Source organism: Azonexus sp. (assembly GCF_036170495.1).
Lineage (GTDB): Bacteria > Pseudomonadota > Gammaproteobacteria > Burkholderiales > Rhodocyclaceae > Azonexus.
Genome location: NZ_JAVHPH010000329.1, coordinates 1 through 14,480 on the forward strand (window position 1 = coordinate 1; position 14,480 = coordinate 14,480).

General features: G+C 57.8%; 12 protein-coding genes. 3 read left to right on the top strand and 9 right to left on the bottom strand.

Translation table 11 applies throughout. The features are described from left to right. Window positions 1-87 precede the first annotated feature (87 nt). The 6 genes from ADADOO_RS12165 to ADADOO_RS12190 are packed head-to-tail and all read right to left on the bottom strand — an operon-like array spanning window position 88 to window position 6,424. Complete coding sequence (locus ADADOO_RS12165; protein ID WP_511277768.1) at window positions 88-426, bottom strand: hypothetical protein; 339 nt, start codon at window positions 424-426, stop codon at window positions 88-90. Then, window positions 380-1,771, bottom strand: coding sequence for a T6SS phospholipase effector Tle1-like catalytic domain-containing protein (locus ADADOO_RS12170; RefSeq protein ID WP_511277769.1), 1,392 nt, complete (start codon window positions 1,769-1,771; stop codon window positions 380-382). Before ADADOO_RS12170 ends, ADADOO_RS12165 begins: the two co-directional genes overlap by 47 nt. Window positions 1,772-1,773: 2 nt before the next feature. Beyond that, complete coding sequence (locus ADADOO_RS12175) at window positions 1,774-2,277, bottom strand: DUF3304 domain-containing protein (protein ID WP_511277770.1); 504 nt, start codon at window positions 2,275-2,277, stop codon at window positions 1,774-1,776. A 15-nt stretch (window positions 2,278-2,292) separates the two neighbouring features. Beyond that, entirely contained in the window at window positions 2,293-2,640 is a 348-nt protein-coding gene (locus tag ADADOO_RS12180; RefSeq protein WP_511277771.1) for a hypothetical protein, read from the bottom strand. Continuing rightward, on the bottom strand, window positions 2,640-3,530 hold the full coding sequence (locus tag ADADOO_RS12185) for a DUF4123 domain-containing protein (protein ID WP_511277772.1): 891 nt from the start codon (window positions 3,528-3,530) through the stop codon (window positions 2,640-2,642). Before ADADOO_RS12185 ends, ADADOO_RS12180 begins: the two co-directional genes overlap by 1 nt. A gap of 8 nt (window positions 3,531-3,538) precedes the next feature. Next, window positions 3,539-6,424, bottom strand: a complete 2,886-nt coding sequence (locus tag ADADOO_RS12190) for a type VI secretion system Vgr family protein (RefSeq protein ID WP_511277773.1) — start codon at window positions 6,422-6,424, stop codon at window positions 3,539-3,541. A 440-nt stretch (window positions 6,425-6,864) separates the two neighbouring features. On the opposite strand from ADADOO_RS12190, the gene ADADOO_RS12195 reads away from it, so the two are divergent. The 3 genes from ADADOO_RS12195 (at window position 6,865) to tssA (ending at window position 8,876) form a co-directional block, all read left to right on the top strand. After that, window positions 6,865-7,314, top strand: coding sequence for a ParC-related protein (locus tag ADADOO_RS12195; RefSeq protein ID WP_511277774.1), 450 nt, complete (start codon window positions 6,865-6,867; stop codon window positions 7,312-7,314). Continuing rightward, the gene (locus ADADOO_RS12200) at window positions 7,311-7,586 is read left to right on the top strand and encodes a type II toxin-antitoxin system RelE/ParE family toxin (RefSeq protein WP_511277775.1); all 276 of its coding nucleotides are present in this window, start codon (window positions 7,311-7,313) and stop codon (window positions 7,584-7,586) included. The genes ADADOO_RS12195 and ADADOO_RS12200 overlap by 4 nt, the downstream gene beginning before the upstream one ends. A 189-nt stretch (window positions 7,587-7,775) precedes the next feature. Next, window positions 7,776-8,876 carry a type VI secretion system protein TssA gene (gene tssA, locus ADADOO_RS12205; protein ID WP_511277776.1) on the top strand — a complete coding sequence of 367 codons (1,101 nt, stop codon included), beginning with the start codon at window positions 7,776-7,778 and terminating at the stop codon, window positions 8,874-8,876. A 16-nt stretch (window positions 8,877-8,892) separates the two neighbouring features. On the opposite strand, the gene ADADOO_RS12210 is transcribed toward tssA, so the two are convergent. The 3 genes from ADADOO_RS12210 to tssM are packed head-to-tail and all read right to left on the bottom strand — an operon-like array spanning window position 8,893 to window position 14,404. Continuing rightward, the gene (locus ADADOO_RS12210) at window positions 8,893-9,672 is read right to left on the bottom strand and encodes an OmpA family protein (protein WP_511277777.1); all 780 of its coding nucleotides are present in this window, start codon (window positions 9,670-9,672) and stop codon (window positions 8,893-8,895) included. A 2-nt stretch (window positions 9,673-9,674) separates the two neighbouring features. After that, a complete protein-coding gene (gene tagF, locus ADADOO_RS12215) occupies window positions 9,675-10,658 on the bottom strand; it encodes a type VI secretion system-associated protein TagF (protein ID WP_511277778.1) in 984 nt (327 codons plus the stop codon). After that, complete coding sequence (tssM, locus tag ADADOO_RS12220; protein WP_511277779.1) at window positions 10,655-14,404, bottom strand: type VI secretion system membrane subunit TssM; 3,750 nt, start codon at window positions 14,402-14,404, stop codon at window positions 10,655-10,657. The genes tagF and tssM overlap by 4 nt, the downstream gene beginning before the upstream one ends. Between the last annotated feature and the right edge of the window lie 76 nt (window positions 14,405-14,480).

Sequence of the window (14,480 nt, forward strand, 5' to 3'; positions counted from 1 at the left end):
TGAACTGGCAGACGCCGGACGAGACCTACTTCGGTGCGCTGGCCAAGGCACAGGCAGCCTGAAATGCAAAAGCGATGCACTGTGGATTTATGGACAGCCGGCTTCGCGGGCTTCCATGGCCAGCCGGCCGTAACGTTCGGCTTCGGCGGCATTGGCCCAGGCGTAGAGGCCGGGGTGGTCGTGGCTTTCGAGGACCGGGGCGTTCTTGCCGCCAATCGGCTGGGCGCTGGGGATGTTGAGGCTGACGTTTTTCTTGGCTTTGTAGTCGTAGGTGATGGCGCTGATCACCGAGCTGGCCAGACGATGGCGCTCGCCAAAGGCGAGGATGGCGTCCTGGTCTTCCTGCGAGTCGGCTCGGTGGTAGCGCAGGCCTTGCCCGCTAACCGACCGGTCGCAGAACCGTTCGAAAATGATAATAGTCGGCATTGCTGGCGTCGGTTTGTAGTGTGCCGCCAGTCATTGAAAAATGTTCGAATGAATCGTGCACGTAAGTTTCGAGGAAACCCTCCACTGCCGCATCAACGACTCCTTGCTTGGGCGGTGCTTTACTACTTCCGCGCCCCTCTGGTGTGCGAGCCAGGTAAGTTAAAAGGTGATGCATGATCCGAAAATCTTCTTCTCGATCCCGGTTGCCTTTATGTGCTTTGCGTTTTTGCGCTACATCTTCGTAGGCAAGCCCGGCATCAATCCAGCGCCAATAATGATCCATATGCGCTTGAAAATGCTTGCTCACGCTTCCGGAGGGATTCACCACCGCCATATACGCGCTTAATGATTTGATCGCGGCTTGCGGGACATCAAAGGAATGCCGCAGCCGGCTATTCCAGAGAAAATCATCACCTTTCATTTCCCCGAGGGAAAGAAATTTCAGTCCAGCACTTCGTGCCTCATCCAGCATCTGCAAAAGCGCGATTCGGGCGAGTTGATTGGAGCGCCCCTGCTCTGTCGGCTCGTATCCACCGCCGATATCCGAATGCGCACCGGGGTACACCACACATCGATGATTGCCATCGGCAACGGTTAGTGGAAACGCTTCACGTAGTTCATGGGAGGCGACGATGTGGGTACATTTCTCGACGAACGAAGGAATCTTCGTCTTGATCGCTTCCGGCATCTTATTGGCACCGGCCCATCCCACGGACTCGACCGTATCGAAAATGCCGAGAAATTTGACGTTCAATGGCAGACCGTCATAGGTCAGTTTTGTACCGGCTTTTTTGACCTTGCTATGTGCTGCCAGCCAATGCAGAAAAGCTCTTGCCTCGGTCGCTCCTCGTGAAAATCCGAAAACAGCCAAATTGATTTCGTCAACTTTCTTTTGGCTTCGCTGGTATTCGACCGCATCGATAAACTCGAACATGGCCTTTTCCAGGCGCTCAGTTATCCCGTCAGCGAAACCCTTGCCAAGTGCCCTGTCGTCAGATTCTTCATACCCTTCTTTTTTCACGGTACGTACGCCACCCCGTCCATATATCTTTTGTTCTTCGTATCGCTCGCGGAATCGGAATGCGCGCCCGAGCCCCTCAAAATAGAGGCGAATGATGCCGCGATCGGGATCATCCAGATGAGCATCGAAGAGGGCCGCTACGTTGGAATGGGTGGTCGGAAAATCCCGCTCTCGATGATTGCCTGTGCCGTCAAAAAACATGCCGATCCAGAGCTTGATGTTGCAAACCGGGCAAGCTGGTGAGTTCGGATTACGCGTAGCACCGCGTGCCCGCTTCACCATGTTCTCGACCGCCTGAACTTTAGGGGTAATTGCGTCGGTCATCGCTATTGCTTTCCGTCAATACGCTCAATCGGACCTGATGCCCAAGTGCGAAATAGTGTTTTTTTCTCCAAACCCAAGGCTTGTTGCTGTGTTTCCAATAGATCTTTACGAGGCGCTGGATAGGAGGGCGTCACCTGCATCACCACCTTGCGTCCAGGCAAAATATGTACAACGCCGTAATGGGCCAGATCGGGCCACCATTTTTCGATGGTGGCAATGGTTTTGTAAGTGCCGCCAGAGGATTCAACAATCACCTCTGCCTCCTTTGCTCCAAACGGGATTTCGAAACAGCACATGCCACTTCCACCTGAAACATCGCCGTTTTGTGTTTTTTGGATAACTGAACCGGTCGTTTTTCCATTGACTTTCACGCTCGCCAAACTATCAGGGCTGTAGTTATAAACAATCCCAGTCAAGCCGACAGTCTCAGGTTCTTTGGCGGTACAAGCTGCCACTGCAGCAAGTAACGATACGACACACAACAATCTAAGCAGACTGATTTTCAAGATCGCCTCCAAGAATCAATTTATTACCGAATGTCGGAATAGCTGCTTGATCAACGCAACCGAGTTCACCAGCGGCACAAGCGATACCGCGATGATGAGCACTGCTCCTAATGGCGCTCCGCCCTCAAAAAAGCGTAGCGCCAGCCAGCACAACCACACCATCAATACGATGTTGGCAATCAACGCGGCCAGAAACACGTGCCGCGAGCCGAATTTTTCTGATTCCCCAAACAAAACCAGAGCTGGTGCGGCAACACCCAAAACCAGCATTTCATAGAGGCTGGGGCCGAACCAGCCAAATAGCGCCTCAGAAAGTACAAATACGAGGCCAAGGCCGACAAAAAGAAGGTTAATCGCACGCATCAGGAAGCCACTTTATGAAGACGTTGATCCCATTGATCCCAAACTGCAGGAGCAACGCCATCCAATGAACTTCCAAATGATTCGATGCCGCTTTCTCGATAGCGCAATGCTTCTTTGAAGGGGGAAAGACCTTCAAACTCGACAGGGAATTGAAAGCTGAGTACGCAATAAAGCGATAAATCACTCCGTTGATCCAAACCTAGTGACTTCCCATGAGCCAAGCCGGTACGAATCTTTGTCTCGACTTCGCAAGGCGTCAATCCATCTAGCAATGCGCTATCTGTGTCCCTTATCTGGGCGGAAACCGTATGAACGAAAAGAGCTTCGTCCAGCAACGATATCTGCTGTTTGGTGAATTGCAACGCTCCAGGCTTTTTATCTCGGACGACAGCCAACGACAAACCATGAAATTGCCCGCAGCAATCCACGACCCCCCAACCAGACAACGGACCAAGTATCTGCTGAATTTGGGGTTGAGAGAGTAATGGAAATAAGGCTCGCAATACCCTCATATCCTGATAACGAAATAGCGCATACGTGTCTTCAGGAACGCGCACTTCTCGAATTTCTCGCAGATGAGATTCAAGTTCAGAGAAACCGCATTGCCCCATGAGCAACGCAGCCGGGAAACCGGCAATTAGTTGCCTAAGCATTGCCGAGCGGCTTTCATCGCCGATCTCAACCAGACGTGGCCCGGAGTCGGCAATGGCCGTTCCCTCAAGATCATTGTAGAGACTGGCAACGGGCCGATACTCAAGCTCAATTTTTCGCTGTTCATCCAAATTCAGCGACTGGAAGTCGATTAGTGCAAACAGCGTCGCATCGCCAAACGATTCAATCCAATGGGTCAGCGCATTAGGCGAATCAACAACAAACGTCGAATACGTCATTTTAGGGCTCAGTTGAGTTTGACAAAGGCGCTAGCTTTTTCCGCCGCCGCCTGCATGCAAGGCAACTTCAGATCGGTCTTTGCCCATGTGCTTAGCGGATAACTTATCCGCGTCGGCCCCCCAAACGATTTCTTGCTCGCATGCACCGTAATCGTCCCCGGGCACTGCACGGTGATGCCGCCGTCGATGGTGATGCTGGCGCCACCTTGCACGGCGATATGAATCTTCTTGGCCGCGGCGAAGTCAATCTGCTGGGTGGCTGAGACGAGTTTGATGTCTTTCTTGGCCAGGAACTTCATTTCGTCGCTTTGCGCCTGCAGGTCGATGTCGTCCTTGGCGGCAATGAGTTTGATGCCGGTGTTGCCGTCGCCGGGGTTGATGGCGCCGGCCAGCAGGCCGATGGCTTGGCCGCTGTGGATGCGGGCTTTGCCGGCGATGGCGAGGTTGGTGTCTTCGCCGCTTTCGAAGACGAGGGTTTCGCCGTTGGTGTATTGGAGGTTTTGCCCAGCGACGTGGCCGATGCCGGCTTTGCCGGTCTGGACGATGGCGGGGTCGGTGAGGTGCGGGCGTTTGTCGGCGCTGGCGTTGATGGTCTTTTGTTGGGCGTCTTGTTTGGCGGCGCTTTGATCCTTGGCGTCGACCATGCCGCTGGAGACTTTGTGCAGGGCTTTGAGCGGGGCGGCTTCGGGGTCGATCTTGCTTTGGTCCTGGCCTTGGGTGCCGATGGCGCTGGCGAGCTGGACGGTCTGGTGGGTGGCGGCGGTCTGGTTGAGGGTTTTAGCCAAGGTATCGGCTTGCCTGAGCAGGGCCATGGCGGGGGCCATGTCGCCGGCGGGTTGTGCCGTCGATGCGCCGGCGGCCGGGTGGGCCCAGGTGCTCATGACCAGGCCTTGGCCGGCGCGCAGGGCGCCCCAGGCGTCGGTTCTGAGTTCGCTGCCGGTGCCGCGGAAGGAGCCACGGTAGTTGTCGGCCTGGTGGATGAGGTGGCCGAGGTTGAGTTCGCTGGTGTGTTGGGTGCTCTTGAGTTGCAGGCGTTGTTGTTGGTCGCTGTCGTCGAGGAGCAGTTGGTTGTAGCCGCTGGCGCTGCCGAACTCTTTGCTCTTGAAGCCGCTGAGGGCGGCGCTGTGGCGATGGCTAGTTTCTGCGGCGCCGTGCCAGGCGGGGCTGTTGCCGCTGGCGGTGTTGCCCTGGCCGCCGGGGCGGTGGTCGGCGGCGGCGTCGAAGGGGTTGTCGGTTGTGGCTTTGCGGCTGTCGCCACCCGGAGTAGCGGCGATGCCGCCTTCGCCCTGGCCGTTGTAGAGGGCGCCGAGCAGGTAGGGGCGGTCGATGTCGCCGCCGACGAAGTCGACGAGGACTTCCTGGCCGATGCGGGGGAGCCATTGCCAGCCCATCCCGGCGCCGGCTTGCCGGCTGAGGACACGGACCCAGCAGGAGTCGCGGTCATCCGGCGTTTCGGCTTGTTGCCAGTGGAAGCGGATTTTGACGCGGCCGAGGGCGTCGCACCAGAGTTCGTCGGAACCGTTGGCGCTGGTCTGGCCTTCGGGGCCGACGACGAGGGCGCTCATCGGGCCCGGGGCGGTGGGCCGCGGGTTGATCCGGGCACCGGAACGGTCTTCGAGTTCGGGGCGCCAGGGGGTGTTGGCGGCGTGGGCGTCGAAACTGTTGCCGTAGCCACGGTCGACGGCGAGTTTGAGCAGTTCGGCCGGGAGGATGCTTGGGGCGCCAACCGGAGCCAGGGTGTCGCCGGTGGCCAGGGCGTCGGCAGCGTCGATCTTCTGGGGGCCCTGCCCGAGGCGCTGGGCGATGGTGGCGATGGCTTCGCCGCTGAGGTTGTTGATGCCGAGGTGGGTAATGTCGGTTGGGGCGTACCGCTGTTCGGCGTCGGCCTTGGCGGGGTCGAGGGGCAGGCCGATCAGGTCGAAGGCGGTGCCGGGGCGCAGGCTGCGCACGGTGCTGCGGGCAAGCCAGGTGCGGTGGCCGGCTTCGCGGGCTTCCATGGCCAGCCGGCCGTAACGTTCGGCTTCGGCGGCATTGGCCCAGGCGTAGAGGCCGGGGTGGTCGTGGCTTTCGAGGACCGGGGCGTTCTTGCCGCCAATCGGCTGGGCGCTGGGGATGTTGAGGCTGACGTTTTTCTTGGCTTTGTAGTCGTAGGTGATGGCGCTGATCACCGAGCTGGCCAGACGATGGCGCTCGCCAAAGGCGAGGATGGCGTCCTGGTCTTCCTGCGAGTCGGCTCGGTGGTAGCGCAGGCCTTGCCCGCCGTTGGCGGATTGCGACAGGATGTCTTCGGGGAAGCGCTGGCTGTCGGCGAAGAGGCGCAGGCGATGGCCGGCCGGGGCTTCCTTGTCTTCTTCGACACACCAGCCAAGGCCTTCTTCGGCCAGCAGGCGGGAAACGAAGGCATAGTCGGATTCGCCGTATTGCACGCAGTAACTGCGCGGCCGGGCGTCGGCCAGGAAACCGGCGACTTCGTCACTCCATTGCCAGGCGGCGACATCCGAATAGTCGGCGAAGACGGCTTCGACGATGTCGATGACGGTTTTTTCCTGAAAGACGCGGTTGTGGCGACCGCGGCTGAGGAGCCACACCCAGGGCACGACAGTAACGCGGTAGCGGGCGAAGCCGCCGTCGGCGCCAAGTTTCTGGGCCGCGCGGACGAGGCCGCTACGGCTGGCTTGGCTGCCGTCCGAGAGGCGGGTGTTCAGGGTCAGCGAACGGCCGAGGAAACGTTTGAGTTCGAGATGGGTATCGGTCGCCAGCAGGTCGATGCAAATTTCGAATCCACCCGACAGCGCCTCCCGCCCCCACCAGGCTTCCACGGGCAGATCCGGTCCCGCTGCATCGCGCCAGGTGAGTTGATAGAGACGGGTGTCGGAGAGGAAAGTCGGGAGCATTGTTGTGTGCCCTTATGATGCCGTGGCGAAATATACCCGCAGCCGGCGAAATCCAAATAGCATTCCATTTTACGCGACGATGGGAATTGCCGATAGCATTTTTGTTTAAATCTGGCTTTTTTGGATAGGCCAATATCCATGGAGACCATTTGGTAAGCTTGGCCATCGAATTCGTCATGTCTGCGCCTCGTAGAAAGCCTCTCCCTTGGGTGCTCAAACGGGGATAGGGGGTCGAGGCGCAGTGGAAGGGCAAAAGCAGTTAGGCTATTTTTGCCCCAAGCTCCGAAAAGCCAAAAATTAGCGGTAGCTAATAAAGTGTGACGCTGCCGATCACGGGTGTTACGTCTACTCGCGGCGCCCGGCAATAAAACCCTGCTTCCCGTTTTATAGATAATCGGGCATAGTTTGACTTATTGAAACGCACCCCGAAAGGTTAGCAAATGGCGATTACACGCGAAACCATCGACCACGCGACCCTGGCGCGCCTGCTCGAAGCCGGCGCCGTGCGCGGCGCTATTGTGATCGGCCAGGCCGGCGGCTGGGGCGTGGTCATCCAGTACGGCATGACCGAGCGGGTTCTGGCGGCCAAGCGTGGCACCGTCCGCATTTTCCGCAAATTCGAGACTCTTGCCGGTTACCTGCGCGGTATCGGTATCGTTCGCTACCAGGTTGATGCTACCCAGTACGACCCAGCGGCCCACCAGACCGAGCGCCGCCGTGATGATGCCGCCGAAAGGATGAAGCGCGCCCATGAGGCCGCCGCTTACGACGATTGGCTCAGAACTAAGGTCGCTGTTTCCCTGGCCGGCATCGAGCAGGGAACAAATCGGCGCATTGAGCCGAATGAATGGGCGCAAATCCGGGCCGGGAAGCGGGCGCGGGCCGCATGAAGACGGTTGTCCGGACGCAAACCTATCTGGCCGACCTCGAAGCTATTGAAGCCTATATCGCCCAGGACAACCCCGGTGCCGCAATTGAGATGTGGTTCCTCATCGATGACCAGGTCGAGAGACTGGCTGATTCTAAATTTCCCAGGCGACGGGGCCGGATCGCCGGCACCAAGGAACTGGTCGCCCATGAAAATTACGTCGTGATCCTGATCGAGGATGCCACGACGGTAACGGCCTTGAACGTGGTGCACGCCCGGCGCAAATTTCCGTAAGCACGTAAGTCCTAATCCGGACGACAAGTTTTAGGCAATGGCTTAACTGCTTTTGCCGTTCCACTGCGCCACAGACCCCTAAAGAAAGAGAGCTGGCTGCCGCCTGCGCGGAATGACTGGAGTTTGGATTGATGCATTCTGAGTAAATAAGCCTTTAGAATATGTCAATTTAAGCTAAGGCATACGACGATGGATTTTGAACATCTAGCTCAACCACTCGCCTCCAAGCATGGCCCGTGTGGCGATGATCTGGTCTTTTCTGTCGAGTTCGACAAGATTCAGGAAGCCAGACGCTTCGATGACCCCTCCCTGTCCCAGGGTGAATGGGTTACTGATGTCAAGGAGGCGGACTGGGCGGCTGTGGTTGGCATCTGCGAGAGTATTCTGACCAACAAATCCAAGGATTTGCGCGTTGCAGCCTGGTTGACCGAAGCTTGCTGCAAGCTCGAAGGGCTTGGCGGCCTTGCCAACGGCTATACGCTGCTTGGCCATTTGTGCGAAACATTCTGGGATGACATCCACCCGCAACCGGAGGATGGAGATATCGAACAACGGGTAGGCGCGCTCGATTGGCTGGTCAATCAGACGGCTCGCCTGATTCGCGAAACTCCGCTGACGCATTCTGGCAGAGGTGAGTTTTCGTCGATCGACCTTGAGTCGGCCCGTGCTACCGCCAAGAATATTGAACGAAACCCGGACATGGCCGAGAAGTTTTCCCGTACTGCTCATGTCACCCAAGAAACTTTCGATGCGGCACTGAAAGATACGCCAAAAGGCTATTTTATCGACGGCAAGCGCGATGCCGAGCGCCTTAAAGATGCCATCAAGTCGCTACAGACGGTGCTCGACTTGCGGATGGGAGAGTATTCGCCAGCTTTCACACCTGGTCTTGAGGCACTTGAAGATGCTTACCGTTTTTTCCAGCGCCATGCTGGCGATGCAGGTGCCAAGTCTTTGGAATCACCGGGCAAATCTACAATCGACAGCGCAGGAAACAAGACTTTGGGCACCATCGAAGGGATAGCACCAAGCATGGGCGGAGAATCTGGTGAAGTAGCCGGCGGCCCTATTCGCTCCCGTGATCAGGCCATTCGACAATTGCAGGAAATCGGGGCTTTCTTCCGGCGTACGGAACCGCACAGCCCCGTCGCCTATCTGGCGGAAAAGGCCGCCAAATGGGGAACGATGCCGCTCCATGAATGGCTGCGCACCGTGGTAAAGGACGATACTGCCTTATTGCGTATGGAAGAGTTGCTGGGTGTTGATCCCAAAGCCGGGGAATCGAATTAATCAGGCGGGCGCCAATTTATTGACTAACCAACCGGAACTCGATGCGCCGGTTTTTTGCGCGCCCCTCCAAGGTATCGTTCGAGTGCAGCGGCTGATCCGGCCCCGAGCCTATGGCTGTTAGCGTTTCACCGGGAATGCCTTTTTCGATCAGGTAGCTGCGAACCGTGTTGGCACGCCCTCTACTGAGCGCAACATTGGCTTGGCGGCTGCCCGAACTGTCGGTGTGGCCGATCACCTGAACCTTGGGCGTACCGATTTGCTTGATTGCGGAATGCATCTCGTCGAGGATGACGCGCCCGGCGGGTGTCAGCGTCGCCGAGCCAACTTCAAATTCAACGACACGATTGGAGAGGGTCTTGTCCAGCACGTTCTGGGCTTCGCCCCCAGCCGCCATCAGGCCATTGTCGATGGTGTAGGTCGGATTGAGCGACGTGGCAATATTGCTGGCGACCTGCTGGCGCAGTGCTTCATTGGCAACATTACCCCTGATCGCTATCTGCGTACCGTTCACCTGCATCTGCCCCTTATGCACCTGCTTGAGGTTGGGGCCGATGATTTTGGTCATGTTTTCTGTCCAGTTGCTTGGCGGAACAACCCCGCCTACTTCCAGACGATCAACCACGTTGCCCGCTCCGTAAAGATCGCGGAGCTTGCCAAGAATCGCGGCACGCGATGCTTCGTCGGGAACGGTGCCGGCGGCAATCACTTTTCCGGGCTCTTCAGGCGGTTTGGCCTGGGCGAAAACTGCCCCCTGGAAGGCGAGATAAAATGCAGCGACTGTTAGTAAGGATTTCATGTTCATTCGCCTAGAAAAACTTCTCTGAACGTATTGATGGCATGCTCAAGGGAAATGTTTGGCTGAGCGAGGTATGACGAAAGCTTGGCAATACCATAGTCATTGGTTATATCGGGCTGATCGTCGATCCACTCCGGGTCAAGCAGGGAAATAGTCCTCTCGGCGGCGGTTTCCGGCGATAGTGCTGCAAGCAGCGTGGAGGGTGAAGATCCATTGAGTCCCAAAACAAGATGTGAATTGCTGGCGCGGCGCTCGATGATTACCTGAAGTTCGACTGAGGTTTTGCGCAGGAATGCCGTCACCAGATACAGCCATAGTCCGGCCACGAGATTGCGATTGCGCTCATCGGCCGGCAGCGGCAAAACGACGTCCTTCTCGACCGAAACCGTTCCCTGTCCGAGAACCGGGCGCATCAGCAAGCCAATCGCAAGGATGATCCGGCGAACGGACTCGGTATTCGGCAATCCGATCATGCCGGCCAGCGAATCGAGTGTGTTCCGGCGGACAAAATTGCCCAGCGGATCAGCCTGAACGGCTGTTTCAAAATCACCGGCGCAATTGATCGAATCAAGTTCGGCCAGCAGTGGCCCGACTTCAGTCCCACCAACCCCGCCTTCGGAGATACGTGCCAAAGTGCCGAAGGAGTATGCCAGCCCTGCCGGGGCGCAGCGGAACATCAGCGCGTCGTCGCGCTCGACCGTTGCCGCCGCAATGAACGGAAAACGGCGGCCGGAGGAGTCGGTGCTTGGCCGCAGATGTCCGACAACGGAAAGCCGGCTTCTCGCACCGATGAAAGCGAAATCGACCGCACAAGCGCTGTCATAGGCGCTCTTCCAGCGAGGATCCTCCGAGAGCTGTTCCATGGCTTGCGACACCCAGCGGTCGAGAACGCTGATCAACTGATGCTGCCCTGCTCCTTTGACAAAGTCGCCGCGCGACGGAATCTTGCCGAAACAGGTTGCTGGAGAGGCGATTACCGTACTCACTGGACACCTCCTGCCGTATTGACCGTGGCCGGCGTCGCCACCTCCTGTGCGGCTTCCTGATATTTTCCAGCCTTGCCTATGGCCACCGAACGAGGCAGCACCACACCGGCCAGGCCTCGCCGGGTGTTGGGGCCTTCGTTCGCTCCGCTCGCAGCCTGCGCCTGGGCGCTGCTGACCACACGGAGGTCGATGCCAACTTCCACACCATCGGTCACCCAGGTCAAATGGAACGAACCATCAGCCTGGCGGGTACGATTGGCGGCGTTGATCATCTTTTCAAGGCCGAAACGGCCGGGTACGTTAATGACCTCGACGATCTTGCCCTCGAAGGTCGTCGCGGTAATCTTCGCACCCGGTGCTCTGGAAGCATTGGGCCAGACAAAGTTGGCCCATTGCGGGGTGCCATTGCGATACGCCACTTTCTGCCCATCGATCTCGATGACGTAGCCACTAGTTCCCGGCGACGGTTGCGGACGCAGCATGAAGACCGTCTGCGCCTGACCACCCGTCCCGCCGGCCCCGCCACCGGCATCGGAAGCAGCGCCCCCTTCCAGCGGCGAGACCCATAGCGCAAAGTCGCTCATGAATTCCGGCTGCAAGGTAATCCCGAGATCGCCCCAGGTGCGTGGCGTCACCGTATTGCCACGACGCACGACCAGCGTCCCCATGGCCGATTCGACGTACTTCGAGACCGCGCCTTCCGGCCCAAAAATCTGGGCGATTTCAGTTGGCGAAGCCTCGATGCTGGATTTCGCCGCAAACGGATACTTGATCGCCAGCTTGCGGTTGAACGGCTCGTAAACCTGGGCCTCCCACGTCTTGTTCAACTCATCGGAAGCCGGTTTGATGATGGCCGCGTAAGACTGCAACAACGGGCGAACCAGCAACGGCCGCAGCACGGCGCGCTGATTGTCAGGCAGGCCGGTCAACATCTGTTCATCGACAAAACGAAGAGTTTCCGCCAGTTCGGAGCTACCGCCATCGATGGTCTCCCGCATCAGCTTGAGTGCGCCCGGACCTGCATCCCCCTGGTTCTTGAGCTGATTCAGGTGGGTCCGCACCTTTGAAAGCTGCTTGAGGTAGGTATCGACCAACGGGTCTGCCTTGTCGCGCGGAATGACCAGTCGGCCAAATCCGGCGAATTCCTTGCCGACCGGTCCCATCGGAATTTCAGCCGGTTTAGCCGAGACATTGACATCCACTTGGACGCGGCTCGGTGCCATCTGCAACACCGAACGCTTGAACCATTCGATAAAACCTTTCTGGGCACGCTCAAGCCCCAGATTGGCCATCGCCGGGTTATCCCAGGCCGTCTGGTCGAAAACCACCTTGATCAGCGTACCGACCGGTGACATCTGCGCGTCCCCCAGACGATCCATCGCCGCCACTGCCTCGGGGAAGGTTTCAAAGGAAGCAACACTGACGCCCTGTACAAACTGCTTCCACTCTTCCGTGTAATCGCGCTTGTACATGGCAATCAGTGATTTCTGGATTTGCTCCGGACTGCCCTCCAGGGTCAGATCGTCCTTGGTCGATGTCTGCAACACCCAATCCGCGTTGTTCTGTTCGCTTGTCGCCGCTTCCTTGATGGCCGGCTGGACATATTCCCGCCAAGCCTCAACCGTGAATGCACCGGACACCACGTGGCTGCCGGCGACCAGCGCAGCATTGTCCGGACCGACAATATTGGCGACCGTAAGCGGTGTAAAGCGTGTCGAAGCTCGTGCCTTGATTTCGGCATAGACGCGTTCGGCCGCCGGCATGCCGCGCACGACCTGGCGCAGTTTGTCGCGCACTTCATCGACCAGCACCAGGTTGTTGTTGATGAGCGGCCATTCCGGATGCGTTGCGTGCTCCAGGTAGAAGGTGTGGATTTTTCCGGCAGAGCGAATCATCTGCTCACGCGTCATGGTGCCGCGATTAGCTTCCAGCCAGCCTCGCCAGAAACGGGTCATCTGATCTGAAAGGTGGCCGACGTCGACATGGTCGCGACTGGAGAGCATCAGGTAGGTCTTGAGGGCGTTGTAGCCATCTTCGACATCGGAGGGCATCGCATCCTTGTACTGCCTGGAGCGAACCGGCTTGCCGGCCTGATTGCCGCCCTCCGCAGCGCCTTGCGGCTTGAGACGGTCACCCTGGGCATTGACCTCGTTCAGGAAGGCTTCGAGATTGCCCTTGACCGGGGTCAGCATGATGTTGCTGACGCCGGCAAAATATTCCCGACGCAATTTGTCAGCCATCATCCCGCCTTGATACAACCCGAGGCCGATTGAAACCGGATGATCCTCGTTAAACTGCTCAAGCTGCGCCAGGCGATCCTGAATGATTTCAAGCGCTTCGAGACGCGACTGCAGATCGATCCGCCCTTCCTGCAGCTTGACTGCCTTGGCGATGTCCTGCTCAACGTTGGCCAACAGGCTACGATTGTTGAAATACGACCAACTCCAGCTGCCCAGTGCCACGCCCAGGAAACACAGGGCTCCCAGGACGGCGAACTGGCGTAGTCTGGCCTTGGACTTGGTGGTGTGCTGGCGAACCAGATTGCGATCCGGAAAGATCACTTTCGAGAACAATTCCTTGAGAAAATAGCCGTGGCTCAAGACTGTTCGTACGGAACCATTGCCACTGCCGCTGAGGGAAAATTTTTGCAGGATGCGGTCGTTAGGCAGGGGTTTGACATCGGTGCTTTGAATGGCCGAGGTAATGTAGAAGCCCCGGAAAACCGGCTTGAACTGGAACGGGTTGTCTTCAAACAGTGTGGCGATGAACGCCTTCAGGGCCGGCTTGATCGAGGCGAATTCGGATGGGAAGGTGAGCAAGCCCGGCGGTGCATTTTCGCCCTGCAGTCGAGACATTTGCGCAACGCTCATGGCGCGCAAACCTTCGTAGAGTTCGTCGAAATGCCGGTCGAACAACGTGATCAATTCGTTGCCGTTCGACTGATCGTAGGGAATGGTGGCCCCCCAAACCCGGTCGCGCTCGTTCCAATCGAGATCAAGAAAGAATTCATGGAAGCCGGGGATCAGGTCGATCTTGGTAAACAGGACATAGACCGGCGCGAAAACTTCCAGCTTCTCGGTCAGTTCCTGGACGCGCTGGCGCAGGCTCTTGGCCAGATTGATCGCGAAACTCGGCGAATTCCCCATCAGTTCACCGATGCTGACGGTGACAATGATGCCGTTGATCGGCGCACGCGGACGATGCTTCTTCAGCAAACCAAGAAAACCAAACCACTCCTCGCGGTCTTCCTCGTGCACGGAATAGCGCCCCGCCGTGTCGAGCAGGATGCCTTCAGTCGTGAAGAACCAGTCGCAGTTGCGAGTACCGCCGATTCCCTTGATGATCGCACCGCCACCGTCGTCGAAGGGAAATTTCAGCCCCGAATTGACGATGGCCGTACTTTTCCCGGCGGCCGGGTTGCCAATGGTCATGTACCACGGCAATTCGTACAAAGCCTCGGCTCCGGAGACCTGCCCGAGTTTGGAGGTCTTGATCGTCTTGACCGCCTCCTGCATGCGCTGCTTGAGCGTCTGGATCTCTGCCAAAGTAGCGGCGCTACCTCGCTTTGGCGAAACATCGGCCTGCTGTTCGAACATGGTTCCGATCGCCTCTCCTGCCTTGCGCGCCCTTTGCTGGCGCACAAACCAGACTGCCGCCCAGATGGCGAGTATGAGCAGGCTGGCGACCACTGCCCAGATCATCGCCACCTTGAGTGTCTTGGCCCCGAGGAAAAAGAATGCTGCCACAGCAGCCACCCCGATAAATGAAAGAAATCGGGAGTCAGTCAGAAACGAACGAATTTGGGACATCATGAATTGGCTT

Coding starts and splice junctions, on each gene's coding strand:
- ADADOO_RS12165 (WP_511277768.1), bottom strand. CDS start 426: ATGCCGACTATTATCATTTTCGAACGGTTCTGCGACCGGTCGGTTAGC.
- ADADOO_RS12170 (WP_511277769.1), bottom strand. CDS start 1,771: ATGACCGACGCAATTACCCCTAAAGTTCAGGCGGTCGAGAACATGGTG.
- ADADOO_RS12180 (WP_511277771.1), bottom strand. CDS start 2,640: ATGCGTGCGATTAACCTTCTTTTTGTCGGCCTTGGCCTCGTATTTGTA.
- ADADOO_RS12185 (WP_511277772.1), bottom strand. CDS start 3,530: ATGACGTATTCGACGTTTGTTGTTGATTCGCCTAATGCGCTGACCCAT.
- ADADOO_RS12190 (WP_511277773.1), bottom strand. CDS start 6,424: ATGCTCCCGACTTTCCTCTCCGACACCCGTCTCTATCAACTCACCTGG.
- ADADOO_RS12195 (WP_511277774.1), top strand. CDS start 6,865: ATGGCGATTACACGCGAAACCATCGACCACGCGACCCTGGCGCGCCTG.
- ADADOO_RS12200 (WP_511277775.1), top strand. CDS start 7,311: ATGAAGACGGTTGTCCGGACGCAAACCTATCTGGCCGACCTCGAAGCT.
- tssA (WP_511277776.1), top strand. CDS start 7,776: ATGGATTTTGAACATCTAGCTCAACCACTCGCCTCCAAGCATGGCCCG.
- ADADOO_RS12210 (WP_511277777.1), bottom strand. CDS start 9,672: ATGAAATCCTTACTAACAGTCGCTGCATTTTATCTCGCCTTCCAGGGG.